27 protein-coding genes are annotated in these 25,139 nt (G+C 63.4%); 14 read left to right on the top strand and 13 right to left on the bottom strand.

What is annotated here, in order from left to right; genetic code table 11:
* Positions 1 to 3: 3 nt before the first annotated feature.
* Genes OO258_RS23900 through OO258_RS23890 form a run of 3 tightly spaced genes read right to left on the bottom strand, consistent with a single transcriptional unit; the run spans position 4 to position 6,120 of the window.
* Positions 4 to 3,678 (bottom strand): translocation/assembly module TamB domain-containing protein, encoded by a 3,675-nt coding sequence (locus OO258_RS23900; protein WP_266033428.1) that lies wholly within the window; start codon positions 3,676 to 3,678, stop codon positions 4 to 6.
* Positions 3,675 to 5,417: an autotransporter assembly complex protein TamA gene (locus OO258_RS23895; RefSeq protein ID WP_266033425.1), complete on the bottom strand. Its 1,743-nt coding sequence runs from the start codon at positions 5,415 to 5,417 to the stop codon at positions 3,675 to 3,677. The genes OO258_RS23900 and OO258_RS23895 overlap by 4 nt, the downstream gene beginning before the upstream one ends.
* A gap of 52 nt (positions 5,418 to 5,469) precedes the next feature.
* Positions 5,470 to 6,120, bottom strand: a complete 651-nt coding sequence (locus OO258_RS23890; RefSeq protein WP_110744315.1) for a GNAT family N-acetyltransferase — start codon at positions 6,118 to 6,120, stop codon at positions 5,470 to 5,472.
* Between the two features lie 162 nt (positions 6,121 to 6,282).
* On the opposite strand from OO258_RS23890, the gene xthA reads away from it, so the two are divergent.
* Complete coding sequence (gene xthA / locus OO258_RS23885; RefSeq protein WP_266033412.1) at positions 6,283 to 7,095, top strand: exodeoxyribonuclease III; 813 nt, start codon at positions 6,283 to 6,285, stop codon at positions 7,093 to 7,095.
* A 36-nt stretch (positions 7,096 to 7,131) separates the two neighbouring features.
* On the opposite strand, the gene OO258_RS23880 is transcribed toward xthA, so the two are convergent.
* A complete protein-coding gene (locus OO258_RS23880) occupies positions 7,132 to 7,884 on the bottom strand; it encodes an anti-sigma factor family protein (protein ID WP_110744317.1) in 753 nt (250 codons plus the stop codon).
* A complete protein-coding gene (locus OO258_RS23875; protein WP_110744318.1) occupies positions 7,881 to 8,402 on the bottom strand; it encodes a sigma-70 family RNA polymerase sigma factor in 522 nt (173 codons plus the stop codon). Before OO258_RS23875 ends, OO258_RS23880 begins: the two co-directional genes overlap by 4 nt.
* Positions 8,403 to 8,531: 129 nt before the next feature.
* Between OO258_RS23875 and OO258_RS23870 the strand changes: the two genes are divergently transcribed.
* From OO258_RS23870 to OO258_RS23855, 4 genes are all read left to right on the top strand, one after another.
* Positions 8,532 to 9,578 (top strand): catalase family peroxidase, encoded by a 1,047-nt coding sequence (locus tag OO258_RS23870; protein ID WP_266033400.1) that lies wholly within the window; start codon positions 8,532 to 8,534, stop codon positions 9,576 to 9,578.
* Positions 9,575 to 10,108: a cytochrome b gene (locus OO258_RS23865; protein WP_266033397.1), complete on the top strand. Its 534-nt coding sequence runs from the start codon at positions 9,575 to 9,577 to the stop codon at positions 10,106 to 10,108. Before OO258_RS23870 ends, OO258_RS23865 begins: the two co-directional genes overlap by 4 nt.
* 86 nt (positions 10,109 to 10,194) lie before the next feature.
* Positions 10,195 to 11,400: an MFS transporter gene (locus OO258_RS23860; RefSeq protein ID WP_266033394.1), complete on the top strand. Its 1,206-nt coding sequence runs from the start codon at positions 10,195 to 10,197 to the stop codon at positions 11,398 to 11,400.
* An 81-nt stretch (positions 11,401 to 11,481) separates the two neighbouring features.
* On the top strand, positions 11,482 to 12,027 hold the full coding sequence (locus OO258_RS23855) for a cupin domain-containing protein (protein WP_003248033.1): 546 nt from the start codon (positions 11,482 to 11,484) through the stop codon (positions 12,025 to 12,027).
* Between the two features lie 110 nt (positions 12,028 to 12,137).
* Here the strand turns inward: OO258_RS23855 and OO258_RS23850 are convergent, their stop codons facing one another.
* Positions 12,138 to 12,752: a 2-hydroxychromene-2-carboxylate isomerase gene (locus OO258_RS23850; protein WP_266033391.1), complete on the bottom strand. Its 615-nt coding sequence runs from the start codon at positions 12,750 to 12,752 to the stop codon at positions 12,138 to 12,140.
* 29 nt (positions 12,753 to 12,781) lie between these two features.
* On the bottom strand, positions 12,782 to 13,513 hold the full coding sequence (locus tag OO258_RS23845) for an SDR family oxidoreductase (protein WP_266033389.1): 732 nt from the start codon (positions 13,511 to 13,513) through the stop codon (positions 12,782 to 12,784).
* Between the two features lie 89 nt (positions 13,514 to 13,602).
* Here OO258_RS23845 and OO258_RS23840 point away from each other — a divergent pair, with 89 nt between their 5' ends.
* The gene (locus OO258_RS23840; RefSeq protein WP_266033386.1) at positions 13,603 to 14,166 is read left to right on the top strand and encodes a TetR/AcrR family transcriptional regulator; all 564 of its coding nucleotides are present in this window, start codon (positions 13,603 to 13,605) and stop codon (positions 14,164 to 14,166) included.
* The gene (locus OO258_RS23835) at positions 14,153 to 14,746 is read left to right on the top strand and encodes a DUF4157 domain-containing protein (protein WP_266033383.1); all 594 of its coding nucleotides are present in this window, start codon (positions 14,153 to 14,155) and stop codon (positions 14,744 to 14,746) included. The genes OO258_RS23840 and OO258_RS23835 overlap by 14 nt, the downstream gene beginning before the upstream one ends.
* Positions 14,747 to 14,803: 57 nt before the next feature.
* Here OO258_RS23835 and OO258_RS23830 read toward each other — a convergent pair whose 3' ends face one another.
* Positions 14,804 to 15,796: a bile acid:sodium symporter family protein gene (locus OO258_RS23830; RefSeq protein WP_266033380.1), complete on the bottom strand. Its 993-nt coding sequence runs from the start codon at positions 15,794 to 15,796 to the stop codon at positions 14,804 to 14,806.
* Between the two features lie 120 nt (positions 15,797 to 15,916).
* Between OO258_RS23830 and ampC the strand changes: the two genes are divergently transcribed.
* Positions 15,917 to 17,059: a class C beta-lactamase gene (gene ampC / locus OO258_RS23825; RefSeq protein ID WP_266033377.1), complete on the top strand. Its 1,143-nt coding sequence runs from the start codon at positions 15,917 to 15,919 to the stop codon at positions 17,057 to 17,059.
* A gap of 300 nt (positions 17,060 to 17,359) precedes the next feature.
* Positions 17,360 to 17,692, top strand: coding sequence for a hypothetical protein (locus OO258_RS23820; RefSeq protein ID WP_003253895.1), 333 nt, complete (start codon positions 17,360 to 17,362; stop codon positions 17,690 to 17,692).
* A gap of 46 nt (positions 17,693 to 17,738) precedes the next feature.
* On the opposite strand, the gene OO258_RS23815 is transcribed toward OO258_RS23820, so the two are convergent.
* The 5 genes from OO258_RS23815 to OO258_RS23795 all read right to left on the bottom strand — a co-directional run bounded on the left by OO258_RS23815 (position 17,739) and on the right by OO258_RS23795 (position 20,638).
* Positions 17,739 to 18,044, bottom strand: coding sequence for a hypothetical protein (locus tag OO258_RS23815; protein ID WP_266033374.1), 306 nt, complete (start codon positions 18,042 to 18,044; stop codon positions 17,739 to 17,741).
* A 146-nt stretch (positions 18,045 to 18,190) separates the two neighbouring features.
* A complete protein-coding gene (locus OO258_RS23810) occupies positions 18,191 to 18,379 on the bottom strand; it encodes a hypothetical protein (protein ID WP_003253897.1) in 189 nt (62 codons plus the stop codon).
* Between the two features lie 138 nt (positions 18,380 to 18,517).
* Positions 18,518 to 18,838, bottom strand: a complete 321-nt coding sequence (locus OO258_RS23805) for a YbjQ family protein (RefSeq protein ID WP_027916804.1) — start codon at positions 18,836 to 18,838, stop codon at positions 18,518 to 18,520.
* Between the two features lie 158 nt (positions 18,839 to 18,996).
* Positions 18,997 to 19,881: an EamA family transporter gene (locus tag OO258_RS23800; RefSeq protein ID WP_266033366.1), complete on the bottom strand. Its 885-nt coding sequence runs from the start codon at positions 19,879 to 19,881 to the stop codon at positions 18,997 to 18,999.
* A 145-nt stretch (positions 19,882 to 20,026) separates the two neighbouring features.
* Positions 20,027 to 20,638 carry an FMN-dependent NADH-azoreductase gene (locus tag OO258_RS23795; protein ID WP_266033363.1) on the bottom strand — a complete coding sequence of 204 codons (612 nt, stop codon included), beginning with the start codon at positions 20,636 to 20,638 and terminating at the stop codon, positions 20,027 to 20,029.
* A gap of 333 nt (positions 20,639 to 20,971) precedes the next feature.
* Between OO258_RS23795 and OO258_RS23790 the strand changes: the two genes are divergently transcribed.
* From OO258_RS23790 to OO258_RS23770, 5 genes are all read left to right on the top strand, one after another.
* Positions 20,972 to 21,961 (top strand): aldo/keto reductase, encoded by a 990-nt coding sequence (locus OO258_RS23790; RefSeq protein ID WP_266033360.1) that lies wholly within the window; start codon positions 20,972 to 20,974, stop codon positions 21,959 to 21,961.
* Positions 21,958 to 22,548: a flavodoxin gene (locus tag OO258_RS23785; RefSeq protein ID WP_266033357.1), complete on the top strand. Its 591-nt coding sequence runs from the start codon at positions 21,958 to 21,960 to the stop codon at positions 22,546 to 22,548. Before OO258_RS23790 ends, OO258_RS23785 begins: the two co-directional genes overlap by 4 nt.
* A 24-nt stretch (positions 22,549 to 22,572) precedes the next feature.
* On the top strand, positions 22,573 to 23,565 hold the full coding sequence (locus tag OO258_RS23780) for an aldo/keto reductase (RefSeq protein WP_266033354.1): 993 nt from the start codon (positions 22,573 to 22,575) through the stop codon (positions 23,563 to 23,565).
* 59 nt (positions 23,566 to 23,624) lie between these two features.
* A complete protein-coding gene (locus OO258_RS23775; RefSeq protein WP_266033351.1) occupies positions 23,625 to 24,092 on the top strand; it encodes a cupin domain-containing protein in 468 nt (155 codons plus the stop codon).
* Positions 24,093 to 24,321: 229 nt separating this feature from the next.
* On the top strand, positions 24,322 to 25,095 hold the full coding sequence (locus tag OO258_RS23770) for a carboxymuconolactone decarboxylase family protein (RefSeq protein ID WP_266033349.1): 774 nt from the start codon (positions 24,322 to 24,324) through the stop codon (positions 25,093 to 25,095).
* The last annotated feature ends 44 nt before the right edge of the window (positions 25,096 to 25,139 follow it).

Here is a 25,139-nt window from a genome sequence, read left to right as displayed (position 1 = left end):
GGCCTAGAAGTCGCGCTTGTAGAAGATGTCCAGCGAGCTGGCCAGCCCGCTGGCTGCCTCCAGATAGACCTTTTTACTCAGTTTGTAACGCAGCGCGATGGTATTGGCCGGTTCGAATACCCCCACCCCGTAACGCAGGCTCAGCTTCTCGGTGAGGTTACCGCTGGCGACCACGCTGGTGGTGGTGCCCGAGCCCTCGGTATCCAGCTGGAAGTCGTCGATACCCAGGCTCGATGCCAGGCTGCCGGTAATACCGGCACTCCCCGCCAGCCCCAAGCCCAAGGCTGCCTCGGCAAGCATGTTGTTATCTTCGCCGGAGGTGCCCAGAGGACGACCCAGTACCAGGTAAGACAACGCCTGCTCCTGGCTCATCGCCGGCTCCGAGAACACTGTGCTGGTTGGCTGCTCGGCGCTGCCGCTCAGGCGGATACCAGCAATCACATCGTCAACCTTGCGGATCGCTTCGATGTCCAGGTAGGGCTGGTCGATCGGCCCGGCGAACAGCAGCCGGGCCCGGCGGATGGTCAGGCGCTGGCCGTAGGCACGGTAGCGGCCGTCAGCCAGGCTTAACTCGCCGCGGGTGTCGAGGTTGTCACCGATATGCACATGGCCCAGCAAGTTGGCGGTAAGGCCAAAGCCACTGAACGACAGCTTGTCGCGGCCCACTTCGACGTCGATATCCATGGCCATCGCCATGGGCGGTTTGCCCTCTTCGGTCTGGTGGCCGACGATCACCGTGTCATCCGACACCTTGACGGTGGACGGAGGCAGTTCGCGCACGGTGATCTTGCCCTTGGGCACCTGCACCTTGCCGGTGACGGCCAGCTTGTCGTCGATCAGGCGCAAGGTCAGGTCCGGAGCAACTTCCAGGGTGGCATAAGGCTCGACCGTGACGGGAAGTTGCTGGCCTTGCAGGCGCACATTCATGCCCAGCGCCTGGCCCCAGGTAAGGTTGCCGCTCAACTGCCCACGCCCTGCCTCGCCACTGCGCCAGTTGCCGTCAAGTTGCACCTGCTCGCCGGCAATCTGCGCCTGCAACGACAAGTCCTCAAGGCTGGCCGGCAGCTCGGCACCGCTGACTTCACCGCCGCTCAGCCGCAGGTTGCCGTTGACCTGCGGTGCGAGCAAGCTGCCGGACAACTGGCCGCTGCCGTTGAGCTGCCCGACCAGGCGCTCGACCATCGGTACGAACGGCCTCGCCACCGACAGGTCCAGCCCGGCCAAGCGAAAATCACCCGACAACGGCTTGTTCTTGCCCAGCGGGTCGAGCCGGGTATTGACACTCAGCTCACCCAGCCGCTCACCACGGAAAGCCAGGCGAGTATCGATACGGCGTGGCGCCAGGGTGCTGTCCACGCGCAGGGTCTGGTACGGGAAATCGATCCAGCGGCCTTTGTCGCGCACGCGCAGGGTACCGCCACTGGCATCGATCACGACAGTACCCTTGGGGCCGCTGGCCGGGATGTCCAGGTTGATGTCGGCATTGAGCAGGCCTTGCCAGGCAAAGTCCTTCGGCAGCCACTGCGCCAGGCTGTCCAGCGGGAACTGCTTGAGGTGGTAACGCAGCCGCGGCTCTGGCGCAAGGCGCTGCTCATCGCCACACAGGCTGGCTTGACCGGACCGCCAGCAATGGGCACCGAAATCCAGTTGGCCGCTGGCCAGGCGCTGCAGCCGCGCGGGCGCCTGCAACTGCCAATCCTGGCCGCCGGCCTGGATGCGCCCGCTCGCCAGGCGCCCGCGCCAGTCTCCTTTGTTCAACTGGCCATCCAGGCCGAGGTCGAGTTTGAGTTGCGGACCGTCCAGCGCCAGGGTCAGGCCCTGTTGGCGAATGTCACCCTTGCCGTTGGCCTGCAAAGTGCCCAATGCCGTATCGCCCAGCCGGATCCCGCTCGCCTTGAGGTCAATCACGCCGCGCTGGGTGTTGTCCAGGCGGGCGTCCAGGTCCAGTTGTTGCAGGCGGTTTTCGGCCTGTGCCAGGCGCTGGCCCTGCAGGGTCAGCGTGCCTTGCGGGGCCTGCAAGGTGCCGGCGACATCCAGCCGGCCCTTGACCTGGCCTTGCAGCCTTGGCCACAGCTGACCCAGGCGTGGCAGGTCGAGGTCGATGCGCCCGGCCAGGCGCTGTTGCAAACTGCCACTGCCGGTGATGCGGTTGTCACCCAGCTGGATCGCCAGTGCGCCCAGGGTCCAGTTCTGCCCTGCGCCCTGGGCCTCGGCCTTGAGCACGGCGGGCTGACCGCGCAGCCGGCCTTTGAGGTCAAGCTGGGCATCCAGCGTGAGCTGCTCGCCCTTCAGCTCGCCTTTGCTACGCAGCGGCCCAGCCAGGGTACCCGGGAGCTCGGCCAGCCAATAGGCCGGGTCAAGTGCCGAAAGCTGCAGGTCGACATCCCAGGCCAGGGCGTCGGCAAAACGGACTGCAACACTGCCGGCGGCCTTGCCTTGACCGGCGGTCAGCGCCAGCTGCGGCAGCTTGACCTGGCTCAGGTCACCCTCGAATGGGCTGGCCAGGCTGAACGCCCCCGCCGGGCCGTCGAGATCACCGTCGAAGGTGCCCCGGTAATTGCCATCGCGATAATGCACCTCGGTTCTGAAACGCTTGAGGGTGACCTCGGGCGGCGTTTCCAGTGGGTACAGGCGCAGCCACGGAAAGTCCTGCCAGTCCAATTGCGCATCGGCAACCAGGCCTTGCTGCCAGTCAGCCGTAGCCTGCAGCTTGACCCGCTGGCTGTCGCTGGCTGTCAGGTCCAACGCGTCGAGCCTGGCGCCCTTGCTGTCGACCAACCCGGACAAGGCCAGGGCGATTGGTGACTGTTCAGCCGGCAGGCTGGCGGCCCCCGACAGCTGATAGCCCTTGAGCAGATCGCCCGTGGCATCGAGCGTGAGCTGGTTCAACTGCAAGGTATCAGGCAACGAACCCGCCGGTTTGAATGCTTCGGAGCGAACCTGCAAGGTCGCTGGCAGGTGCTCCGCCAAGGCCTGCAACTGCCCGGTCAACGTGGCATCGAGATAACCGCTGCTGGTACCTGCGAGCTTCAGGGTCTTTTGCAATTCGCCGTCGGCAGTCAAGGCCAGTTGCCAGGGTTTGCCCTCTACCGCAGGCAGTTGCAGCTGCGCCTGGAGCTTTACCGGCCAGTCTCCTTCGGGCTGAACATCGCCTTGCAGGTTCAGTTGCAGGTCGTCGCGCTGCACATGCAGGCTGTCGATCCGCATCCCATTGCGGGCCCAGTGCGCCGTCATTTGCACGTCAGCCAGCAAGTCGCTGCCATCCAGGCGCAACTGGCCAACCTTCACCTCACCCAGCTCGATGGCCAGCGGCAAGCGCAACGCCGGCAGTTGCAACGGGCCGCTGTCGGCAGGTTCGGTGCTCGGCGCAAAGGCCATGTCGATCCGCTGCGCCCGCAGCTGGTCGATGCACAACGTGGCACGCAGCAGGCAGGCCGGCGACCAGGCCAGGTGCGGTGCTTGCACCTCTACCTTGCTGCCCGCGTCGACCCAGCTCAGCCCGCTGGCTTGCCAGCTGCCCGCCAGACGGCCTTGGAAGCCGGTTACCTCAAGCCCGGGTACCTTGGCCAGTACCCAGCGGCTGCCGGCTTCGGTACCCAGCAGCAAGCCAAGTGCCAGGCCCAGGCCGGCGATTGCCCCCAGCAGGCCAAGCAGAATGTATTTGATCACGCGTTTCACAGCTCAGGCCCCATGGAAAAGTGCAGGCGAATGCCCCCTTCGTCATCCAGCGCCTTGGCCAGGTCCAGGCGCAGCGGCCCTACCGGCGACACCCAGCGCACACCGAAACCGACACCGGTCTTGAGGCTGGGCAGTTCCAGGTTGTTGAACGAGTTGCCCTGGTCGACGAAGGTTGCGATCCGCCACTTTTCGGTCAGCGAATACTGGTACTCGACACTGCCAGCCACTAGGTAACGGCCACCAATACGGTCGCCGTCGCTGTTCTTCGGTGAAAGCGTCTGGTAGTCGTAACCCCGCACGCTCTGGTCGCCACCGGCGAAGAAACGCAGCGACGGCGGGATGTTGTTCTTGAAGCCATTGGTCGCGCTGCCCCCAAACTGTATGCGACCGAGCAAGCGGTGGTTGTGGCCAACTGTGGTCAGGCCCTTGAGGAGTACGTTGCCGTGCAACAGGTTGGTGTCGGAAACCAGCCCTTCCTTGGCCACCTGGGCATCGAACTGCAAGCGGTAGCCATTGTGCGGGTCGATACGGTTGTCACTGCGCAGGAAGGAATAGCTCACGCCGGGCATCAGCAAGTTGCTCAAGCCAGAATCATCGCCCAGGCGATACTCCTCGCGCTGGTACTTGAGCGAAATCACCCGCTGCCAGCCGCTCGGCAGTTTGCTGTGCCATTCGGGGCCAACCGTCAGCAGTTTACTGAGGGTATCGGTGCCGGCAATTTCCTCGTTCTGGTAGCCGCCGGCGAAGCGCAGTTTGTCGGTCAGTGGCGGGTCCAGGGGGATGTCGTACCACAGGCCAACGTTCTGCCGCGGCGCAGACAACTCGGTCTCCCAGCCGTAACTGTGACCCTGCGGGTTGACCCAGTGGCGGGTCCAGTTGGCCTTGCCGCGCGGCCCGACGTCGGTCGAGTAGCCCAGGCCCAGGCCCATCGTGCGGGGTTTGCGGGTTTCCAGCCGGACAGCTACGGGGACGTCTTCGCCGACGGCGGCGGTTGGCGCGGCATCCACGCGCACACCGTCGAAGTAGCCACTCGACTGCAGGTCATTGTTCAGTTCGGCGATCAGCTCCGAGTCATAAGGGGTACCCGGTTTGAACGACACCATGCGTTGCAGCAGGTCGTCGTCCAGCGGCGTGTCGCCCCCGAAGGTGACCGCCCCCAGGCGATAGCGCGGGCCGCTCTGGTAGACCAGTTCGATATCAGCCACACCGGCCTGCGGGTCCACCGCCAGGCGCTGGCGACTGAAGCGGCCGCTGAAGAAACCGTAGCGCGAGGCCTGGTTCTGGATCAGCCGCTTGGCATCTTCGTAATGCCCGTGGTTGAGTTGTTCGCCTGCACGCAGCGCCTTGCTGTCGGGCACGCGAAAGGCCTTCATCTCGCTGGCCGGGCCTTCTATGCGCACCGTCACATTGCGCAGGCGAATCGGCTCGCCGGGGTTGATGGTGATGATCAGTTGGGGGGAATGGTCGGCATCGCTGGCGGGCTTGACCTCGGCATCGATCTGCGCCAGATAGTAGCCAAGTGCTTGCGCGGCTTTGCGCGCCTGCTCCTCTGCCCCGCGGCTGAAGCGCAAAAGTGCTTCTTCATCACGGTCGCCCAGCGTGCCTATATAGCCTTCGACATTGGCCTTGAGCGCCTTGTTGGCCGGTTTTACCTTCACCAGCAACTCGCTCTGACCCCATGCTGCGAAACTGGCGGCCCAGAAAACCAGGCCCCAGGTCAATCTTCCTGAATACGTCATGCGGCGAATGCTACCAGAGCCAGACGCTCAAGGGAGCCGTCTGGCGGCCTGTTCAGGCAAAAGCGGAATTTGAAGAGACCGGATTGGGATGGAAGAACACCCTTTCCCGGATAGGCCCTACAGCAACTTCGCCAATTTCCTCATAGCCCTGGCGCTGGTAAAAGGCCAGGTAGTGCTCATTGCCAGTGTCCAGCACCACACCTTGGGTGCCTGGGTCGTCCGCACACCAGTCGTGCACAGCTTGTAACAATTGCTCGCCGTAGTGTTTGCCTTGAAATTGCGGGTGCACCCCCAGCAACGGCAGCACATGCACCTGGTCATTGGGCAGGCAGGTGGCCAGGGCGGCCTGGTAGTCCATGTAGCGCCGCGTGCAGCGCAACCCGGTACCGAGGATCATGCGCAGGCGCCAGGCCCAACTGTCAGCCACACCGAGCCGACGCATGGGCGGCACGATCAAGGCCAGGGCGATCAGGCGGTCGTCGACCAGCAAGCCGATGGCGGGCAATTGCAGGTAGAAATGCTGCCGTACCCATTCACGCACCATCACTCGCAAGCGCCGCTCATAGCCGGGGCGCTGTGCCTCGAAGATGTAGGCGAAGGTAGGCTCATGGCGGTAGGCATTGTACAGCAGCGAACGCGCCTCACGGCTGTAACCGTCATCAAGCAGGCAAACACGGGCCGGGGCGGCTGTGGTTTCGGGCATTGCGGGCAGACCTCCTGGAATGGGCGTACTGAGCCTTGGAGGTTACCCACCGCGCTTCGTTCACCTCCCACAGCACGTTAGCAGCAGGCTCGCAAACCCGCCATGCTGGTGATGAAGGGCGATGTCGGCTAGCATCGCGCCTTTTACCGGGATCATCTTTCCATGAAGATCGTCTGTTTCAACATCAACGGCCTGCGCGCTCGCCCGCACCAGTTGGCGGCGCTGATCGACAAGCACCAGCCAGACGTGATCGGCCTTCAGGAAACCAAGGTCAGCGACGATCAGTTCCCGCTGGCAGACGTGCAGGCACTGGGTTACCACGTGCACTACCACGGCCAGAAGGGGCATTACGGTGTGGCCCTGCTGTCACGCCAGGCGCCGCTGAGCCTGCACAAGGGGTTTGCCAGTGATGAAGAAGACGCTCAGCGCCGCTTCATCTGGGGCACGTTCGCCGACGCCGCTGGTAACCCGATCACCATCATGAACGGCTATTTCCCCCAGGGCGAAAACCGCGATCACCCGACCAAGTTCCCGGCCAAGCAGCGCTTCTACGGGGACCTACAGGCACTGCTCGAGGGCGAGTTTCACAAGGACCAACCCGTGCTGGTGATGGGCGACATGAATATCTCGCCCCAGGATTGCGACATCGGCATCGGCCCGGACAATGCCAAGCGCTGGCTGAAAACCGGCAAGTGCAGTTTCCTGCCGGAAGAACGTGAGTGGATGGAGCGTTTGAAAGGTTGGGGCCTGGTGGACAGCTTCCGTCACCTGTACCCGGACGTGACCGACCGCTTCAGCTGGTTCGACTACCGCAGCCGTGGCTTCGAAGACGAACCCAAGCGCGGCCTGCGCATCGACCTGATCATGGCCTCGCAGCACCTGGTGCCGCGGATCAAGGACGCAGGTGTTGACTATGAACTGCGTGGCATGGAAAAGCCTTCGGACCATGCGCCGATCTGGCTGGAATTGAGCTGATCGACAGGGCCCACGGTGCACGCCTTGGGCCCCCACTCACAAGCCCAACCGCAACGCCTCCCCCACCCCGGCCCCACGCACATCGTCCGCCGCGCTGACCAGGGCAAAGTTGTACGCCCCATGCGACCAGTAACGCGCCTCCAGCTGGCCATCGACCCGCTGCCCGTTCGGCATGCGCTGGTACTGCTCACTCGGTGTGCGCAGGAACAGGCTGATGCGCTGGCCCTTGCCATCTTCAAATACCAGCAACGCCGCCGGCCCTTGCTCGTTGCTGAGCAGGCGTGCCCCCACTGGTTTGAAGCCATAGCCGCCCAAGTCCGGTAACTGACCGACGCGGTTGAAGTGTCGGCCCAGCCAGTCGCGTAACTGCCCTGGGTCGCTGGCCTGGATATCCAGCGCCTGGCTGGCAGCAAACAGGCGGTGCGCCTGCACGGCATCGGCCATGGGCAGGTCGACACGCGCCAAGGTTGCGTCACGCACTTGCCAGCCGCCCAAGCCTCCCACGCCCAGCGCCAGCACCACAGCTGCCGCGGCGGCCCAGCGTCGCTGCCGCCGCTGGCGCAGTTGCCGGCGCAACTGGCCCAGTTCCAGCCGCGCGGCGCCGGGCATTTCGCCAAACCCGGCCAGTGCCGCACGCAAACGCCGCGCATCGGCACGCCAGCCCTCGACCCGGGCCGCTGCCTGCGGATTGGCCGCCAGCCAGGCCTGTACCTCGGCACGGCGCTCAGGCTGCAGGCGCTCGTCGACGTAAGCGTGCAATTCATCTTCGCTGGGAATCAGGCGCGTCATTTCAGTCTCCGCAAGGCCGGTGGCTGGGGGGTGCCCTCGGTCAGTTCACGCAAGGCATTGCGCGCGCGCGACAAGCGCGACATCACAGTGCCGATGGGGATGCCCATGGCCTGGGCCGCCTCCTTGTAGCTCAAGCCTTCGATGCTGACCAGCAGCAGCAAGGCACGCTGCTCGGCGGTCAGCCGGGCAAACGCCTGCAAGTCTGCCTGAGCGAGAACGATGGCTTCGAGGTTGTCACCGATCGGCTCGTCGTCACGCTCGGCCCGGCCGAACCAGGACAGCCAACGCGCATGCAGGCGATCTCGGCGCTTACCGTCGAGGAACAACCGATAAAGGATGGTGAACAACCAGGCGCGCAGCGCGTCGGCGTCACGTTGCTGGTCGCGCCGGCTCAGCGCCCGCTCCACCGTAGCCTGCACCAGGTCGTCGGCGCTACCCGGCTCGCGCGTCAGCCACACGGCAAAGCGGCGCAGGCGCGCAAGCAGCTCGCGCCACTGGTGGTCGTCCAGGTCATGCATGGCTAGGTCCCGGCCTCTGGGGTTGTCAGTGTAATGGGCAGACGCCTGTGAACATATTCTATTCCCGGTGAGGGAATAAGTTTTTCCCTGCTGCGTCGTACTGGCACCTTCACTGAACGGGACACCACCATGAACTCTCCCTTGCACGGCCCGGCCAAGGCCTTGCGCCTGGCCGCCATCGGCGCCGTGATGCTGGCGGCTGGTGCAGGCTTTGCCTATGCCGCAGGCTGGCTCGGCCAACCGCAGCTGACGCCACAACGCATCATCGATACCTTCGAAGCCCAGGCCGGGCACTACCCAGGCTACCGTAAGAACCATGCCAAAGGGCTGTGCGTCAGCGGCTACTTTCAACCCAGCGGCCAGGCCGCCAGCCTGTCCACGGCGCGTGTTTTCAGCCAGCAACAGGTGCCGGTTGTCGGCCGTTTCGCCATCGGTGGCGCCAACCCGTTCGCCCCGGACACCGGCATACCGGTACGCAGCCTGGCGATTCAACTGAGCACCGACGATGGCCAGGTGTGGCGCACCGGCATGAACAACCCGCCGGTACTCGCGGTGAGCACGCCACAGGGGTTCTATGAGCAGGTGCTGGCAAGCGCCCCAGTACCGGCCACCGGCAAACCGGACCCAGCCAAGCTGCAGGCGTTTTTCGCCGCGCACCCCGAGAGCGCAGCGTTTCGCCAATGGGCGGCAAGTTACAAGCCCAGCGACAGCTTTGCCAGCACGCAGTACCACAGCATCAATGCCTTCCGCCTGATCGACGCCACCGGGGCGGCTCACCCGGTACGTTGGCAGCTCGAGCCACAAACCGCATTTGCTGCGTTGCCTGCAAAGGTGGACGACAAACAGTTCCTCCAGCACGACCTGCAACAGCGACTGGCCCAAGGCCCGCTGCGCTGGACCCTGCGCCTGGTACTGGCCGAACCGGGGGATGCGGTGGATGACCCTGCCCGCCCTTGGCCAGCCGAGCGGCGTCGCGTAGACGCTGGCACCCTGGTGCTGCAGCAGGTCGATGCCCCCGAGCAAGGGGCCTGCCGCGATCTGAACTTCGACCCACTGATCCTGCCACGGGGTATCGAAGCATCTGGCGACCCAATCCTCGCCGCCCGTTCTGCTGCCTATTCGGAATCGTTCAACCGCCGCAGCCGTGAATCGCTCGGAACCGGAGCCCGCCCATGAAACCCGACGCCTTCCACCCCTTCGCCCGCCTGCTGCACTGGCTGATGGCTGTGCTGATCCTGGCCATGCTGTTCATCGGCGTGAGCATGGTTGTCGACTTGTCGACTCGCCACCCTTTACTGATAAGCCTGCACAAGGCCACCGGCCTGGCCTTGATGGTGCTGGTTCTGCTGCGCATCGGCGTGCGCGTGGCCGTGCCCCACCCGCCTTTGCCAGACGATCTGCCAGCAGTGCAGCGCTGGGCTGCCGGGGCCTCTCACTTGCTGCTCTACGGCCTGATGTTGGCCATGCCGCTGCTGGGCTGGGCGATGCTGTCGGCTGGCGACTACCCACGCCCGCTGGGCTTGCCCGCCATCGCCCCACACAACTTGCAGCTGTACGCCGTGCTGCGTGAGGCCCACGGCTGGGCCGGCTACCTGCTGTTCGCCACCGTATTGGTGCACGTGGGCGCGGCGTTGATGCACGCATGGGTGCGCCGCGACGGCGTGTTGCGTAGCATGTGGCCAGGCCCCCTGCGCCGCAATGAATGAGCTGACGTAGCCCAGGGCGCTCGACACACATCAATGCTTGCTTAACCAAATCGACGCCTTATTGCCGTACTGCCATGGACTGCCCAATGAATGTCGCAAAGGATCCTGCAACCCTTCTACCTGCCAGCACCCTGGACTTGCGCCCGCTGCTAGTGGCCAACATGGCCTGCACCATGTCGATGATGGCCTTCGTCGCTTTGATCGGCCCTATCGCCCGCCAGCTCGGCATGGCCACCTGGCAAGCAGGTGCCGCCGTTACCGTGGCTGGCGTGGTCTGGGTGCTGCTGGCCCGGCCCTGGGGCCGCGCAGCGGACCGCCTCGGCCGGCGGCGAATCCTGTTGCTGGGCAGCGCCGGCTTTACCCTGGCCTACTGGCTGATGTGTCTGTTCGTGGAAGGCGCACTGCGCTGGCTGCCGGGCGCGACCCTGGCGTTCATCGGCCTGATGGTCGCGCGCGGTTGCATCGGCGCCTTCTACGCTGCCATTCCGGTGGGCTGCAATGCGCTGATCGCCGATCATGTCGAACCACAACGCCGGGCCCGGGCCATGGCCTCGCTGGGCGCGGCCAACGCCGTTGGCCTGGTCGTCGGCCCGGCGCTGGCGGCGCTGCTGGCGCGGCATAGCCTGAGCCTGCCCTTCCATATCATGTCGCTGCTGCCCGCCATTGCCTTCCTGGTGCTGCTGTTCACCCTGAAGCCACAGGCGCTGCACCACAGTCACGCACCCAGCCCGGTGCGGCTGAACGACCCGCGCCTGCGCCGGCCCCTGCTGGTGGCGTTCAGCGCCATGCTCAGCGTGACCGTCTCGCAGATCATCGTCGGTTTCTTTGCCCTGGACCGCTTGCAACTCGGCCCGGCCGAGGCGGCCCAGGCTGCCGGTATCGCCCTGACCACAGTCGGCGTTGCGCTGATACTCGCACAGGTGATACTGCGGCAACTGGAATGGCCACCCCTGAGGATGATCCGGGTAGGTGCAACGGTGTCGGCCCTGGGCTTTGCCTGCGGCTCGCTGGCCACCACGGCACCTTGGCTGTGGAGCTGTTATTTTATGGCGGCGGCGGGCATGGGCTTTGTCTTTCCTGCCTTTTCGGCCTTGGCAGCCAATGCCATGGAGGCTTCCGAGCAAGGCGCCACCGCCGGCTCCATTGGTGCTGCCCAAGGCATGGGCGCAGTCATCGGGCCATTGGCCGGCACCCTGATCTACGCCCTGGATCCGCGCTTGCCATTCCTCGCCGTGGCAGCGCTGTTGCTGCTGGTCGGGCTGTGGCCAATCCCGCGTGAACAGAGGGGTTGAGAAGCACAGCGCGCAAGCGCGCAGAGTGTGTTTTAATGCGCATCGCTCATTATTTTTAACACCTCTGATTACAAGGCGGCTATGGACACGGGGACGCGACTCAAACTGGTGCGTGAACGCAACAACCTCTCCCAACGGGAACTGGCCCGCCGCAGTGGGCTGACCAACTCGACGATCTCGCAGATCGAGCAGAACCGCGTCAGCCCTTCGGTCAGCTCCCTGAAAAAACTGCTCGAAGGCATTCCCATGAGCCTGGCGGAGTTTTTCAGCTTCGACGAGCCGGTGCGCGAAGAGCGCTACGTGTTCCGTGGCGGCGAACAGCCAGACCTGGGCCGCAACGGCCTGCGCATGCTGCTGGTTGGCGCCAGTGTCGAAGGGCGGCAGATGCGCATGCTGCGCGAACTGTATGCACCTGGTGCCGACTCGGGCGAGCCGATCGTGCATGCCGAGGGCGAAGAATGTGGCCTGGTGACCCGGGGCACGGTCGAGTTGTGGGTCGATGGCCAGGTCAGCGTGCTCAACTCGGGCGATGGCTACTACATCCCCACTACCCTGCCGCACAGTTTCAAGAACATCGGGCCGGACGAGGCCGAGATCATCAGCGCCAATACCCCGGCGAACTTCTGATCAGCGAGGCAGCCGTGCCCGTTGCAAGAGCAGCGTCATGCTGCTCCTGCAGGTACGTTGACCCTGTTCACCGGCAATACCCGCACTCGCTGTCGGTGCGCACGCGACATTCAGCCGGAGAGGCTGCGCGCGCCCTGAAGCAGCGCAGCCTCGACAAAGTCGAGGCGATCCTGGCCGAAGAACATCTCGTCGCCGACAAAGCAGGTGGGCGCGCCAAATACCCCTCGCGCCACAGCCGCGTCGGTCGCCTGCCTGAGCGCGGCTTTTACTTCGTCATCCGCCGCCAGCACGTGAAATGCCTGCGGGTCAAAGCCACCCAGGCCCAGTGTTTCGTCAAGTACGCCCGCGTCGCTCAGGTTGCGCTGCTGCGCAAACAGCCCCGTGAACAACACGTTCAGCAATGCCTCCAGACGCTCGGGTGAACGCATCTGCGTGCCCATCACGCCGCGCATCAGGGTCAAGGTATTGACCGGGAACCCCGGTGGCAGCCCATACGGCACGCCGTAGCGTGCAGCAAAGCGCGCCAGGTCGGTGAACAAATAGCGCCCTTTGGCCGGGATCATCGCCGGCGAAGCGTTACCCGTAGCCTGGAACACACCGCCCAGCAGCATTGGCCTGTAGTGCAACGTGGCACCCAGGCGGGCGCACAGCGCGGGCAGCTGGGTCCAGGCCAGGTAACTGGCCGGGCTGCCCAGGTCAAAATGGAAATCGACAATCTTGTGCATGATCATGGTCCTTGCGGGGGCGATAGGGTTTACCAGCGTTCCATCCACGGGCGCAGGTCCAGTTCGAAGGTCCAGCTGTCGCGCGGCTGGGCGTGCAGGAACCAGTAGCTGTCGGCAATGTGTGCCGGATCAAGAATCCCATCCTGGTCCTTGAGGGCATAGCGCTCCGGGAAGCTGTCGCGGATGAAGGCGGTGTCGATGGCACCATCCACCACCACATGGGCGACATGGATGTTGCGCGGCCCCAACTCCCGCGCCATGCTCTGGGCCAGGGCGCGCAGCCCATGCTTGGCTCCGGCGAAGGCGGCAAAACCAGCCGCCCCCCGGGTACCAGCCGTGGCGCCGGTAAACAGCAGCGTGCCGCGCTCGCGCTGAACCATGCGCCGGGCCACCGCCTGCGCAGTGAGGAAGCCGGCGAAGCAGGCCATTTCCCAGATCTTGAAGTACTTGCGTGGGGTTTCCTCAAGAATGCCGCATGGCACATTGGCGCCGATATTGAAGACAAAAGCTTCGATTGGGCCGATATCGCGCTCGATGGTTTCGACAAGCTCGGCCACCTCTTCTTCCTTGCGAGCATCCGAAGCAAAACCATGGGCCTGGCCGCCAGCGGCGCGTATCTCTTCCAGCAACGGCTGCAGCTTTTCAGCCTGGCGCCGGGTTACGCAGGCGATATAGCCCTCACGCGCAAAACGCTTGGCAATCTCGCCGCCAGTGGCATCGCCCGCGCCAATCACCAGCACTACTTTTTGTTGTTCTGCCATGCCTGACTCCATTGGTGAACGATCGTTTAGTTAACGAACGCTATGTTATGATCGCGGTCACCGTCAAGCCCGCGCCCAGAGGCCAGTGAATGCGCTACTCCACCGAACACAAGCAGCAAACCCGCGAGCGGTTGCTGGCCAGCAGCGGTGCGCTGGCCAAGCGCGGGGGCTTCGCCAGCACCGGCGTGGCAGGGCTGATGAAAGCGATCGGCCTGACCGGCGGTGCTTTCTACAACCACTTCCCCTCCAAGGACGACCTGTTCACCGAGGTAGTACGCCAGGAGCTGTGCAACAGCCCGCTGGCGCGTCTCGCCAACGAGGGTGCCAGCCGCGAGCGCCTGGCCCGCTGCCTGCAGCAGTACCTGAGCCTGGCCCACCTGCACAACGCCGAGGGTGGCTGCCCGCTGCCACCACTGGGGGTTGAAATTGCGCGTGCCGACGCACCAGTGCGTGAAGTGGCCGAGCACTGGTTGCTGCAACTGCACCAGGCCTGGAGCACCACCCTGGAGGATGAACAACTGGCCTGGGTGCTGATCACCCAGTGTGTCGGTGCATTGCTGGTCGGGCGCATGCTGGCCAGCGAAAGCGTGCAGGCACAGCTGCTCGGCGCTAGTCGCGGGTTTGTCGAGCGAGCGCTGCATGAAGCGGATTAGTGCTCTGCTGGGGTTGCTGGTGGTGCTGCCGGCACTTGCCGAACAAGCATGCCCGCCTGGGCAGTACCAAGTGTGTCTGATGGGCTGTTTTTGCGCCCCGATCGACCCTGGCCAGGCCGGGCAGATCCTCAAGGATGTCGAGGTCATGGCCTCTTCCAGCCTGAGCTACGCCCTGCGTCAGGCCCGCGACGAAGCCACGGCCAACGGCGTGCAGCCGATCCCGTTGCACATCCGCGCGCAGCTGGAACCCTGGTATGACTTTGCCGTACTCGATACGGCACGCTTTCGGGTGGGTGACGAGCAGCAGATGAGCGCCGCCAATGCACTGCTGCAAAACCCTGATGTGAATGCGGTGACATTGATCGACACCATCATCTTCCGCCGCGCCAGCGACGCCGAGGACAACGTGGCCTTGTGGGCGCACGAGCTCAAGCATGTCCAGCAGTATCAACAACTGGGGGTCGAGGAATTTGCCCGGCGCTATACCCGCAATTACGACGAGCTGGAGGGGCCGGCTTACAAAATCGAGGCCGAAGTGGCCAAGGTGTTGCGCGAGCGTGGTTCGGGGCAGGCCAGGTAATCTCGGCCATGGCGCGGCCCCTGTGTCGGAGCGGCCGCGCCAGAGGCCGCGTGGGCGTCAAGAGGCGGGCGAAGCCTCTTCGCTCACCTGCTCGCGGCTGGCATAACGCTGCGCCAGCACCGCGCAGACCATGAGCTGGATCTGGTGGAACAACATCAACGGCAGGATCATTGCGCCAATGCCACTGCCCACGAACAGTACCTGGGCCATTGGCACGCCCGTGGCCAGGCTCTTCTTGGAGCCGGCGAACAGGATGGTGATGCGGTCCTCAAGGTCGAAGCCCAGCGCTTTGCCCAGCAGGCGGGTCCCCCACAGCACCACCGCCAGCAGGATGCCGCACACCACGAACAACCCGGCCAGGTGCTGCGGCGAAACCGTGTGCCACAGCCCGGTAACCACTGCCTCGCTGAAGGCGGTATACACCACGAGCAAGATCGAACCCTGGTCGACCACCTTGAGCCAGCGGGCATTGCGCTTGACCCAGGCACCGATCCAGCGACGTGCGATCTGCCCTGCCACGAACGGTACCAGCAGTTGCAAGGTGATCTTCAGTACTGCATCCAGGCCCGAGCCTGTATCACCACTGGCCCCCAGCAACATCATCACCAGCAGGGGGGTGAGGAAAATGCCCAGCAGGCTGGACGCCGCCGCACTGCAGATGGCTGCCGGCACGTTGCCGCGCGCCAGTGAGGTGAAAGCAATGGCCGACTGCACGGTGGCCGGCAAGGCACACAAGTACAGCACGCCGAGGTACAACTCGTTGCCCACCAGTGGCACGAACAACGGTTTGAACGCCATGCCCAGCAACGGGAACAGCACGAAGGTGCAAGAAAACACCAGCAGGTGCAGGCGCCAGTGACCGGCGCCGGCAATGATTGCCTCACGCGACAGCTTGGCACCGTGCAGGAAGAACAGCAGGCCGATGGCGAGGTTGGTCAACCAACCGAAATACACCGCGCCGTCGCCCGAGCAAGGCAGCACGGTCGCAATCAAGACCACCCCGAGCAAGGCCAGGGTGAAATTGTCGAATAACATGCGCAAATACTTCATCACAGTTTCCGTCTTGTCATTGTCCAGGCGCAGACGATAAGGTTTTCGGCTTTTCGGCGCTAACGCCGGAACCCCCACGGGTATCGCTCAACGGACACGTTCCACACAAGGACCCCACCCATGCTCCGCCCTCGCCTGGCTGCAGTTGCAGCCGCCATCACGCTCACATTGGGCCATGCCAACGCCCGTGCCGACGACCAATTGCAAGCCAAGGTCGACCAGATCATCCGCCCGCTGATGCAGGAGCAGGGCATCACCGGCATGGCCGTGGCCATCTATGCCCACGATCACGCGCACTACTTCAGCTATGGCGTGGCCAGCAAGGCCGACAACGTGCCGGTAAGCCGTGACACGCTGTTCGAGATCGGTTCGCTGAGCAAGACTTACACCGCCACGCTAGCCGCACTGGCCAGCGCCGAAGGCAAGCTGGACCTTGCAGCCCCGGCCAAGCGCTATCACCCGGCACTGGCCGGCACGCCAATCGGCGATGCGACCGTACTGGAACTGGGCGCCTACAGCGCTGACTGCCTGCCGCTGCAGTTCCCGGATGAGGTACAGACCCCGCAGCAAGTGGTCGATTTCTTCCGCCACTGGCAACCGCGCGCCAAACCCGGCACCCAGCGCTGCTACTCCAACCCCAGCCTAGGGCTGTTCGGTGACTTGGCAGCCCGCGCTCAGCACCAACCGTTCTCCACGCTGATGGCTGAGCAGCTGCTGGCGCAAATGGGCCTTGAAAACACCTACCTGCAGGTCCCGGCCAGTGCCCAGGGGCTGTATGCCCAGGGCTACGACGCCGCCGACAAGCCTGTGCGTGTCGGCCCAGGCCCTTATGCCGACGAGGCCTACGGCATCAAGACCAGCGCCAGCGACCTGCTGCGCTACGTGCGCCTGCACATGCAACCGCAGGGCCTGCCACCGACACTGGTGAAAGCCACGGCCATCACCCAGCAAGGCTATTTCCAGGTCGGCGCCATGACTCAAGGCCTGGGCTGGGAGCGCTACCCCTACCCGGTCGCGCTGAACACGCTGGTCGATGGCAACAGCGCGCGCCTGATCCGTGAGCCGCAGGCAACCACCCGCCTGCAACCTGCCCTGCCGCCGCAGGCAGCAGCCTGGTACAACAAGACCGGATCAACCAATGGCTTTGGCGTCTACGCCGCATTCGTGCCCGCCGAACAGCTGGCGGTAGTGCTGCTGGCCAATCGAAACTACCCCAACGAAGCCCGGGTGCGCGCGGCCTTCGACATCCTCTCCGGCCTGTAGTGCTCAGCCTGATTGTCGAACAAAACGACATGATGTAGTGCATTAAAATATTCACTACAAAATGGTTGACGCCATTCATCGCCCTTGTGCATGATGAAGCCGTCTCCCCGATCGGGAGCGGTGGCAAGGGTGTTCCAGACGGCCTGCGCGGTAACGCAGGCCGTCCGTGGAGAGGGAAACTGTCCAAAAGGCAGCGTGAGAAAGCCCCTGTTGCGATGCTGCTGTAGCAGCCTTGGTAGTGCGCTACACCGTGGTGGCGCCAACTGTGAAAATCACCTAAGAATGGGTAATGGGGGCTTTATGATGAACTTGAACAACAATCCGACTATCGACCAATTGGCCCAGCTGTTCGCCGTACGCAAGGACAGCCTTGACGACCACCTGCTGTGGGTCAGCCAAACCGGGGAAGTGCGTCTCGATCGCCTGCCACCGAACACCGTCGAAGATGAATTTGAAGAGCACCTGCCTAGCATGCGTGCACGCTTCAAGGTCTACCGCCGTGGCCAGGGCTACGTCGGCAAGAAGGCAGCAGCCGACACCGAATTCGTTGGCCGCGTGCTGCAGACCCTGCAACAAGAATGGCCCGCTGCCCGTGAGCAGCAGGCAGTCAAGGTGATCGAACCGCTGAATTGAGGGTTCGCACCCTTCCCAGAGCCCGGCCCGCATAGGCCGGGCTTTTTCATGCCTGGCGCCGCTGCGGGCGGTTTTCCGGCAGGGGCAATGCGCCCGTTGCCATCGCCCGGGCGCGGTCGACACCCCAGACCAAGGCGCGAGTCATGGTCTCGCCAGGCCGTGCAGGGTAATACTCTTCCAGCAATGCCCGCCCATCCCCGGCATACAACCCCAGGAATAGCTCCGTTGCCCCCAGGCGCGACAAGCGCACCTGCACATCGAGTGTGGTGCCATCGCTGAGTGCTTCATCGTGGCTGCGGCTGTGCAGCTGGGCATCAGCCCACTGCCAATAGGTCTCTTCCCTGACTCGCATGAGCGTTCAATCCTCCGTCGCTGGAATGCCGCATCAGAAAAGCACAGCCGTGACCATCCGGCGAGCGCTACCCGGCATTACCATGAGGCGGATCAACGAATGGCAACAAAAACCCCGCCATTGGGCGGGGTCAGGTTGGGGCGGGATTACTTCTTCAACGGTACCCGCGGCATGAAGCGGCCTTTTTTGCTGCGCTGCAGGTGTGCAGGCTGGAGCTGTTCGGAATCATCCAGCGTCATGTGGGCGAAACCCAGGCGGAATGCCGCCTGGCCGCAACGCACCTGGCTGTTGATCGGGAACGCGTCGTTCAGGTCTTCGAAAAAGGATTCGCTCATGCCCTGTCTCCCTCCAGTGGCGGTCGCGCCGACAACCAGAAAAGTTGCCCAGTGAACGCGGCCTGTGAAAATGAGACTAGCTGGTCATTTGCGGACTGCCTGGACGATGATCCTGCAGCCGACCAGTGGCAGATGGCTCTATTTCAAGCGTACTGCCGTACCAGTGGCAAAAACCACGACCATGCCGCCCTGTACCGACGGCATGCTTATCTCGAAATCCACACCCACTACCGCATCGGCTTGCAACTGCCGTGCCCGCGCCTTGAGTTCTTCGGTTGCCTGCTCGCGGGCTTCGCGCAATGCGCTTTCCAGGGTTTGCGAACGGCCGCCGAAAACATCCCGAAACCGTGTGAAGAAATCGCGCACGAAGTTGATGCCCTGCACCGATTCGGAGCTGACCACACCCAGGTATTCGGCAATAGGGCGGCCTTCGAGCTGGCTGGTGGTGGAAATGATCATGGGTAGGCTCCGTTGCCTGGCAAAAGAGGCTGATTCTAACAGAGCGCATGACTCAGGCAGTGATGCCTCCAACTGTGGGGCGGGCATGCCCGCGAAGCCAACACCGCGTTGTTCGGCACGGGTTCGCCCGCCCTCACGGCCGTTGGATATCCTGCAACTCAGGCGCTGGCCGCCCGCAACCGCTGGCCAATGCGCGCCCCGAACACGTTCACCAGCAACCCGGCCATCACCAGCAAGGCCCCCCAGCCCTGGGTCGCTGTCAGGCGTTCGCCCAGTAGCAAAGCCGACGAGCTCAAGCCAATCACCGGCACCAGCAGCGAGAATGGCGCCACCTTGCCCGCCGGGTGGCGCGACAGCAGCTTGCTCCACAGGCTGTAGCCCAGCATGGTGGCGACGAAGGCCAGGTACGCCAGGGCCAGCACTGAACTCCAGCTGATATTGGCCAGGGCGTGGCCAATCCGCTCGGGCCCTTCCAGCCACCAGGACAACACCAGGAACGGCAGTGGCGGAATCAGCCCGCCCCAGATCACCAGCGCCACCAGGTCGACCGAGCCGAAGCGCCGGGTAATGATGTTGCCCAGCCCCCACATGGCGCCGCCACACAGTGTCAGCAACAGCGCCAGCATCGGTACATGGCCACCGTCTTCACTGCCGATCAGCGCCAAGCCACTGGCCGCCACCAACAGCCCAAGCACGCTGGCCAGGCGCAACCGCTCACCAAGGAACAACGCGGCAAAGCCGAGGGTGAAGAAGGCCTGCGACTGCAGGATCAGCGAAGCCAACCCCGGCGGCATGCCGCTGTACATGGCTTGGAACAGGAACGCGAACTGCCCCAGCGAGATGGTCGCACCGTAGGCGATCAGCCAGCGCCAGGGCAGCTTGGGCCGCTTGACCAGCAGGATGGCCGGAAACGCCACCAACAAGAAACGCAATGCCCCCAGCAGCATCGGCGGCAACCCATCGAGGCCAACCTTGATGACTACAAAGTTGACTCCCCAGGCGACAATCACCACCAGGGCGATAAGCAGGTCCTTGAGCGGCATTGCGACTTCCTTCTTCAGGCGTTTCTGGACATATTTCGTTACAGCATAAGGCTATTCCTTTATTGAGGACCAGCACAGTTATGGCCAAGGGTTGCGCAACAGTGACTGTGCCGCCCTACCCCGCCGCCTAACCGCATCGCCAGCTTCAGGCCGCCGCAAACAGCTCGTTGGCAATCTGCGCCTGTGCAGCATCAATCGCCTGGGTGCGCTGCTCCGGGCCGTACGCCAGACCATGGGCGCGGACGATTTCCAGCTCGGTTACGCCAATGAAACCCAGGAACACTTTCAGGAAGTCTTCATGCCCGGCGCCTGTTGGCTGGCCGGCGTGCAGGCCACCAGCGGTGGAAACCAGCACCACTTTCTTGTTGCCGCACAGGCCTTCCGGGCCGGCTTCGGTGTAGCGGAAGGTCTTGCCGGCGACGGCCACGCGGTCGATCCAGGCCTTGAGCTGGGTCGGCACGGTGAAGTTGTACATTGGCGCACCGATCACCACCGCATCAGCCGCCAGGAACTCTTCCAAGGTCTCGGCGCTCAGCTTGGCTTCAAAGGCCTGAGCGGCGTCACGCATGTCTTCCGGCGTACCTGCAGCTACCAGGGTGGCGGCAGAGAAGTGGGCGATGGCGTCGGCGGCCAGGTCACGGTACGCCACCTCGACGCTTGGGTCGGCGGTTTTCCAGGCTTCAACCACTTCACGGCTCAGCTGGCGGGAGGCGGAATTGTCGCCCAGGATGCTCGAATCGATGTGCAACAGTTTCATAGGACTCTCCTGTGATTGAAGACCGCATCTGTGGGCGATCACGTTGCAGAGAATCCTACCGGGATGATTAATAACTGATAAGGCAGTAAAAATGCGTTAGTTTGTCCCACAGATAGAACAGTGAGACATTCCCATGCAAGACCCCAGCGCTTTGAGGGGAATGCCAGTTCAACGCATGAAAAGGGTCCAAATGCTCTGCGCTTCTCCTTGCTAGAGGCCGCTCAGGCAAGGGACTGATGAAAAAATCTCATGAACCCATGCCAATTTAACCGTCTAGTCCCCACTCGTTAGCTCGCTTACTGTTCTCCCAACACCAAATGTCGGGAGAACCAAATGCACAAGCGCACACTCGGAAACAGCTCACTCGAAGTGTCAGCCCTGGGTTTCGGTTGCATGGGACTGAGCCATGGCTACGGCCCGGCGACTGACACAACACAAGCCATTGCACTGATCCGATCGGCGGTTGACCGAGGCGTCACGCTCTTCGATACCGCCGAGGTTTACGGCCCTTACCTGAACGAACAAGTGGTAGGCGAGGCGCTCGCCCCGGTGCGCGATCAAGTGGTCATCGCCACCAAGTTCGGCTTCACCTTCGGCGACGACAACAAACAGCAAATTCTCAACAGCCGCCCTGAGCATATCCGGTTCGCAGTCGAGGGGTCGCTGCGTCGACTGAAGACCGATTACATCGATCTGCTTTACCAGCACCGCGTTGATCCGGATGTGCCGATCGAGGACGTCGCCGGGGTGGTGAAGGACTTGATTGGCGAAGGCAAGGTGAAGCACTTCGGCCTGTCGGAGGCCGGTGCGCAGACCATCCGCCGTGCGCACGCGGTACAGCCGGTCACAGCGTTGCAAAGCGAATACTCGCTGTGGTGGCGCGAGCCTGAGCAGGAAGTCCTGCCGACGCTTTGGGAGTTGGGCATCGGCCTCGTGCCGTTCAGCCCATTGGGCAAAGGTTTTCTCACCGGCACGGTGTCGGCGCAGGCTACTTACGGCAGCGACGATTTCCGCAGCATCGTCCCGCGCTTCAGCCAGTCGGCGCTGCAAGCCAATCAGGGCCTGGTGGTGTTGATCCGTCAGATCGCCGCACAGAAACACGCCACCCCCGCCCAGATCGCGCTGGCATGGCTGCTCGCGCAGGCGCCGTGGATTGTGCCGATTCCGGGGACGACCAAACTGCATCGACTGGAAGAAAACCTCGGCGGCGCAGACATCACGCTCGACGCCCTCGAATTGAAGGCAATTGATACAGCGTTGGCGCAGATACGCATCGAAGGCGAGCGTTATCCCGAGGCCCTCAAAGCGCGGGTCGGTCGATGAGCAACGATCACGATCCGCTGCGGCGCACGGTGATCGCCGCACTGGCGAGCGCCCCGCTGCTGTCTCTCGCCGACACGCAAGGCGCCAGTGAAGCACCGCGCTCAGGCTCGCACATTCTGGTCGCATACTTCTCGCGCTCGGGCAACACCCGCGTGGTCGCCGGGCTGATCCAGCGTGGGCTGGGTGCCGATCTCTTCGAGATTCGCCCGGCCCATGCCTACCCCGAGGACTATCTGCAAACCGTCGAGCAGGCGCGTCAGGAGCGTGACAGCGGCTTCGAGCCCAAGCTGCAAAACAAGGTTCACGCCCTCAGCGACTACGACACGATCTATCTTGGTTTTCCGATCTGGGGGGAAACCGCACCGCCGATTGTGCGTGCTTTTCTCAGCGCCCACGACCTGACCGGCAAAACCCTTATCCCCTTCAATACCCACGGTGGTTATGGCTTGGGCAACAGCCGCAGCGTGCTGGTCGAGCACGCGCCGAAGGCAAAGGTTCTGCAAGGCTTTGTGATGGAGAGTGAGCAGGAGCGCAAGACCATGGAGCGCGTGAACGGCTGGCTTAGCGATCATCCCCTCACGCGTTAATCGAATTCTGTACGGAGTGACATCATGAAAGTCCGCACGTTGGGCAATGGCCTGGAAGTGTCCGCACTGGGCCTTGGCTGCATGAGCATGACCTCGGCCTATGGGCCGGCTGCCGACAAAGCCGGCATGATCAAGCTGATTCGTTCGGCCCACGAGCAAGGCATCACTTTGTTCGACACCGCCGAAGCGTATGGCCCGTTCGCCAATGAAGAACTGCTGGGCGAGGCCTTGCAGCCGATCCGTGAGCAGGTCGTCATCGCCACCAAGTTCGGCTTCGATATCGACCTGATCACCGGCGCACGCGGCGGTGGAACCAACAGCCGCCCGGAACATATACGCGCCGTGGCCGAGGCGTCGTTGAAGCGTCTGCGCGCCGATTGCATCGACCTGTTCTATCAGCACCGCGTTGATCCGCAGGTGCCCATCGAAGACGTCGCCGGCACGGTCAAGGATCTGATCGCTGAGGGCAAGGTCAAGCATTTCGGCCTATCTGAGGCGGGTGTGCAAACCATCCGCCGGGCGCACGCGGTGCAAGCGGTCACGGCAGTGCAGAGCGAATATTCGCTGTTCTGGCGAGGCCCGGAGTTGGAGCTGCTGGCAGTGCTGGAAGAACTGGGAATCGGTTTCGTACCGTTCAGCCCCCTCGGAGCCGGTTTCCTCACCGGTCAGATCGATGAGCACACGCAGTTCGACGCCAGCGATTTCCGCAACTTCGTCCCGCGATTTTCCCCTGAAGCGCGCAAGGCCAATCTGGCATTGGTCGCGGAGGTGAAAGCCGTCGCGCAACGCAAACACGCCACGCCGGCGCAGGTGGCGCTGGCCTGGTTGCTCGCACAGAAACCGTGGATTGTGCCGATCCCAGGCACGACCAAACCCCATCGACTGGAAGAGAACCTGGGCGCAGTCGAACTGCAATTGACCGGTGACGATTTGCACGAGATCAACCAACAGATGGCGCAGATTCAGGTGCACGGTGAACGCCTGCCGGAATCGGCACTGAAGATGACCGGACTCTAAATCTGCCAAAGCGCGCACGCTTTGCGTCGCAACTTTCACGTTTGACCGGAGTTGACCCGATGAACCGATTGATCGCACCACTCGTTGCTGTGTCATTCATGGCCGCCGAATCCCAGGCCGCCAGCGAAATACGCGTTACACCGAACGGCTCGCAGCCCTCGGTCAAGGGCGCGGCGCAAAACTTTACCGGCGCGGTGCGCGTTGATGGCCTGTTCAACGGTGAGGCGCCGGCGCGCATCGGCGGCGGCACTGTGACCTTCGAGCCCGGCGCACGCACGGCTTGGCACACCCACCCACTGGGGCAAACGCTGATCGTCACCGCAGGCGTTGGCTACGTGCAGCAAGAGGGCGGCCCCCGACAGGAAATACGGCCGGGCGACACTGTCTGGATTCCGCCGCACATCCGTCACTGGCATGGCGCCACGGCCAGTAACGGCATGACCCACATCGCCATCGCTGAAGCCGAAAATGGCAAGACCGTCGACTGGGCGGAACAGGTCTCGGAGGCGCAATACGCCGGCCAATGAAGTTACGGAATGTGTCGAAGTTACTCGCCCGACTCCTTTTTCCCAAACCGTCATCCGCCCTACAGGCCCCGCATCAGCGGGGTCGCGCCGGATTTTCAGCGGTTATGGCAATGCCGACTCATGAGTTCTGCTCAGAAGTCCATGCGCAATTTCGGGGTTAATCGACACAACCATCCTCCGTACGATCCAGCGACACCCCGGTGACCCGCACTGGATGGAGCCTTTCACGATGACCATTGACGCACGCAACAACGCTACCCTCCCCACACTCATGGCGCTTTGTCTGGGCATCGGGGCGATGTTCGGCGTTACCACTCAAGCCACCGAGGCATCGCCGACCATGGCCAGCAAGCCCGCCAGCGCAGCCACCTTGTCGCGCCAACAACAAACGATCCCTCTGATCGCCGCGTTCATGGCGACCAGCGACATGCCCAACCTCAACACCGCGCTCAATCAAGGGCTCGATGCCGGCCTGACCATCAGCGAAACCCGGGAAATTCTGGTGCAGCTCTACGCCTATGTGGGCTTCCCGCGCAGCCTTAACGCCTTGAATGAACTGATGGCCGTGGTGCAGGCGCGCAAACAGCGCGGTATCGAAGACGCGCCGGGGCAGGAGCCGAGCCGGGCGATTCCGATCGGGGATGAGCTGCTGGCCGCCGGCACCGCAAATCAAACCCGGATCTCCGGCGCCCCGGTCACAGGCCCGGTGTTCGAGTTCGCTCCGGTAATCAACCGGTTCCTGCAAACCCACCTGTTCGGCGATATCTTCGAGCGCGACAACCTCGACTGGCAAAGCCGCGAACTGGCGACCGTCGGGGCGCTGGCGGCAACGCCAGGAGTCGAGCCGCAATTGCGCTCGCACATGGCGGCGAGCTTGCGCGTCGGTCTGAGCACGGCACAGTTGCTCGAGGTCACGGAGCTGCTGAAAAAGCACGGCGATGTGCATACGGCTGAACGTGCCAATAACGCATTGGCCCAGGCCCTCGCGGCTTCGGGGAAGTGACATGAATTCTGCAAAGTACCTGCTGAGCATCACGCTGTTGAGCC

It is taken from the genome of Pseudomonas sp. DCB_BI, from assembly GCF_026240995.1.
GTDB lineage: Bacteria > Pseudomonadota > Gammaproteobacteria > Pseudomonadales > Pseudomonadaceae > Aquipseudomonas.
The sequence above is the reverse complement of the archived record's forward strand: the minus strand, read 5'-3'. Positions and strand labels throughout refer to the sequence as shown.

Excerpts from the sequence above, each read along its gene's own strand:
- OO258_RS23895 (WP_266033425.1), bottom strand. The coding sequence starts at position 5,417 with ATGACGTATTCAGGAAGATTGACCTGGGGCCTGGTTTTCTGGGCCGCC.
- OO258_RS23890 (WP_110744315.1), bottom strand. The coding sequence starts at position 6,120 with ATGCCCGAAACCACAGCCGCCCCGGCCCGTGTTTGCCTGCTTGATGAC.
- xthA (WP_266033412.1), top strand. The coding sequence starts at position 6,283 with ATGAAGATCGTCTGTTTCAACATCAACGGCCTGCGCGCTCGCCCGCAC.
- OO258_RS23880 (WP_110744317.1), bottom strand. The coding sequence starts at position 7,884 with ATGACGCGCCTGATTCCCAGCGAAGATGAATTGCACGCTTACGTCGAC.
- OO258_RS23875 (WP_110744318.1), bottom strand. The coding sequence starts at position 8,402 with ATGCATGACCTGGACGACCACCAGTGGCGCGAGCTGCTTGCGCGCCTG.
- OO258_RS23870 (WP_266033400.1), top strand. The coding sequence starts at position 8,532 with ATGAACTCTCCCTTGCACGGCCCGGCCAAGGCCTTGCGCCTGGCCGCC.
- OO258_RS23865 (WP_266033397.1), top strand. The coding sequence starts at position 9,575 with ATGAAACCCGACGCCTTCCACCCCTTCGCCCGCCTGCTGCACTGGCTG.
- OO258_RS23860 (WP_266033394.1), top strand. The coding sequence starts at position 10,195 with ATGAATGTCGCAAAGGATCCTGCAACCCTTCTACCTGCCAGCACCCTG.
- OO258_RS23855 (WP_003248033.1), top strand. The coding sequence starts at position 11,482 with ATGGACACGGGGACGCGACTCAAACTGGTGCGTGAACGCAACAACCTC.
- OO258_RS23850 (WP_266033391.1), bottom strand. The coding sequence starts at position 12,752 with ATGCACAAGATTGTCGATTTCCATTTTGACCTGGGCAGCCCGGCCAGT.
- OO258_RS23845 (WP_266033389.1), bottom strand. The coding sequence starts at position 13,513 with ATGGCAGAACAACAAAAAGTAGTGCTGGTGATTGGCGCGGGCGATGCC.
- OO258_RS23840 (WP_266033386.1), top strand. The coding sequence starts at position 13,603 with ATGCGCTACTCCACCGAACACAAGCAGCAAACCCGCGAGCGGTTGCTG.
- OO258_RS23835 (WP_266033383.1), top strand. The coding sequence starts at position 14,153 with ATGAAGCGGATTAGTGCTCTGCTGGGGTTGCTGGTGGTGCTGCCGGCA.
- OO258_RS23830 (WP_266033380.1), bottom strand. The coding sequence starts at position 15,796 with ATGAAGTATTTGCGCATGTTATTCGACAATTTCACCCTGGCCTTGCTC.
- ampC (WP_266033377.1), top strand. The coding sequence starts at position 15,917 with ATGCTCCGCCCTCGCCTGGCTGCAGTTGCAGCCGCCATCACGCTCACA.
- OO258_RS23820 (WP_003253895.1), top strand. The coding sequence starts at position 17,360 with ATGATGAACTTGAACAACAATCCGACTATCGACCAATTGGCCCAGCTG.
- OO258_RS23815 (WP_266033374.1), bottom strand. The coding sequence starts at position 18,044 with ATGCGAGTCAGGGAAGAGACCTATTGGCAGTGGGCTGATGCCCAGCTG.
- OO258_RS23810 (WP_003253897.1), bottom strand. The coding sequence starts at position 18,379 with ATGAGCGAATCCTTTTTCGAAGACCTGAACGACGCGTTCCCGATCAAC.
- OO258_RS23805 (WP_027916804.1), bottom strand. The coding sequence starts at position 18,838 with ATGATCATTTCCACCACCAGCCAGCTCGAAGGCCGCCCTATTGCCGAA.
- OO258_RS23800 (WP_266033366.1), bottom strand. The coding sequence starts at position 19,881 with ATGCCGCTCAAGGACCTGCTTATCGCCCTGGTGGTGATTGTCGCCTGG.
- OO258_RS23795 (WP_266033363.1), bottom strand. The coding sequence starts at position 20,638 with ATGAAACTGTTGCACATCGATTCGAGCATCCTGGGCGACAATTCCGCC.
- OO258_RS23790 (WP_266033360.1), top strand. The coding sequence starts at position 20,972 with ATGCACAAGCGCACACTCGGAAACAGCTCACTCGAAGTGTCAGCCCTG.
- OO258_RS23785 (WP_266033357.1), top strand. The coding sequence starts at position 21,958 with ATGAGCAACGATCACGATCCGCTGCGGCGCACGGTGATCGCCGCACTG.
- OO258_RS23780 (WP_266033354.1), top strand. The coding sequence starts at position 22,573 with ATGAAAGTCCGCACGTTGGGCAATGGCCTGGAAGTGTCCGCACTGGGC.
- OO258_RS23775 (WP_266033351.1), top strand. The coding sequence starts at position 23,625 with ATGAACCGATTGATCGCACCACTCGTTGCTGTGTCATTCATGGCCGCC.
- OO258_RS23770 (WP_266033349.1), top strand. The coding sequence starts at position 24,322 with ATGACCATTGACGCACGCAACAACGCTACCCTCCCCACACTCATGGCG.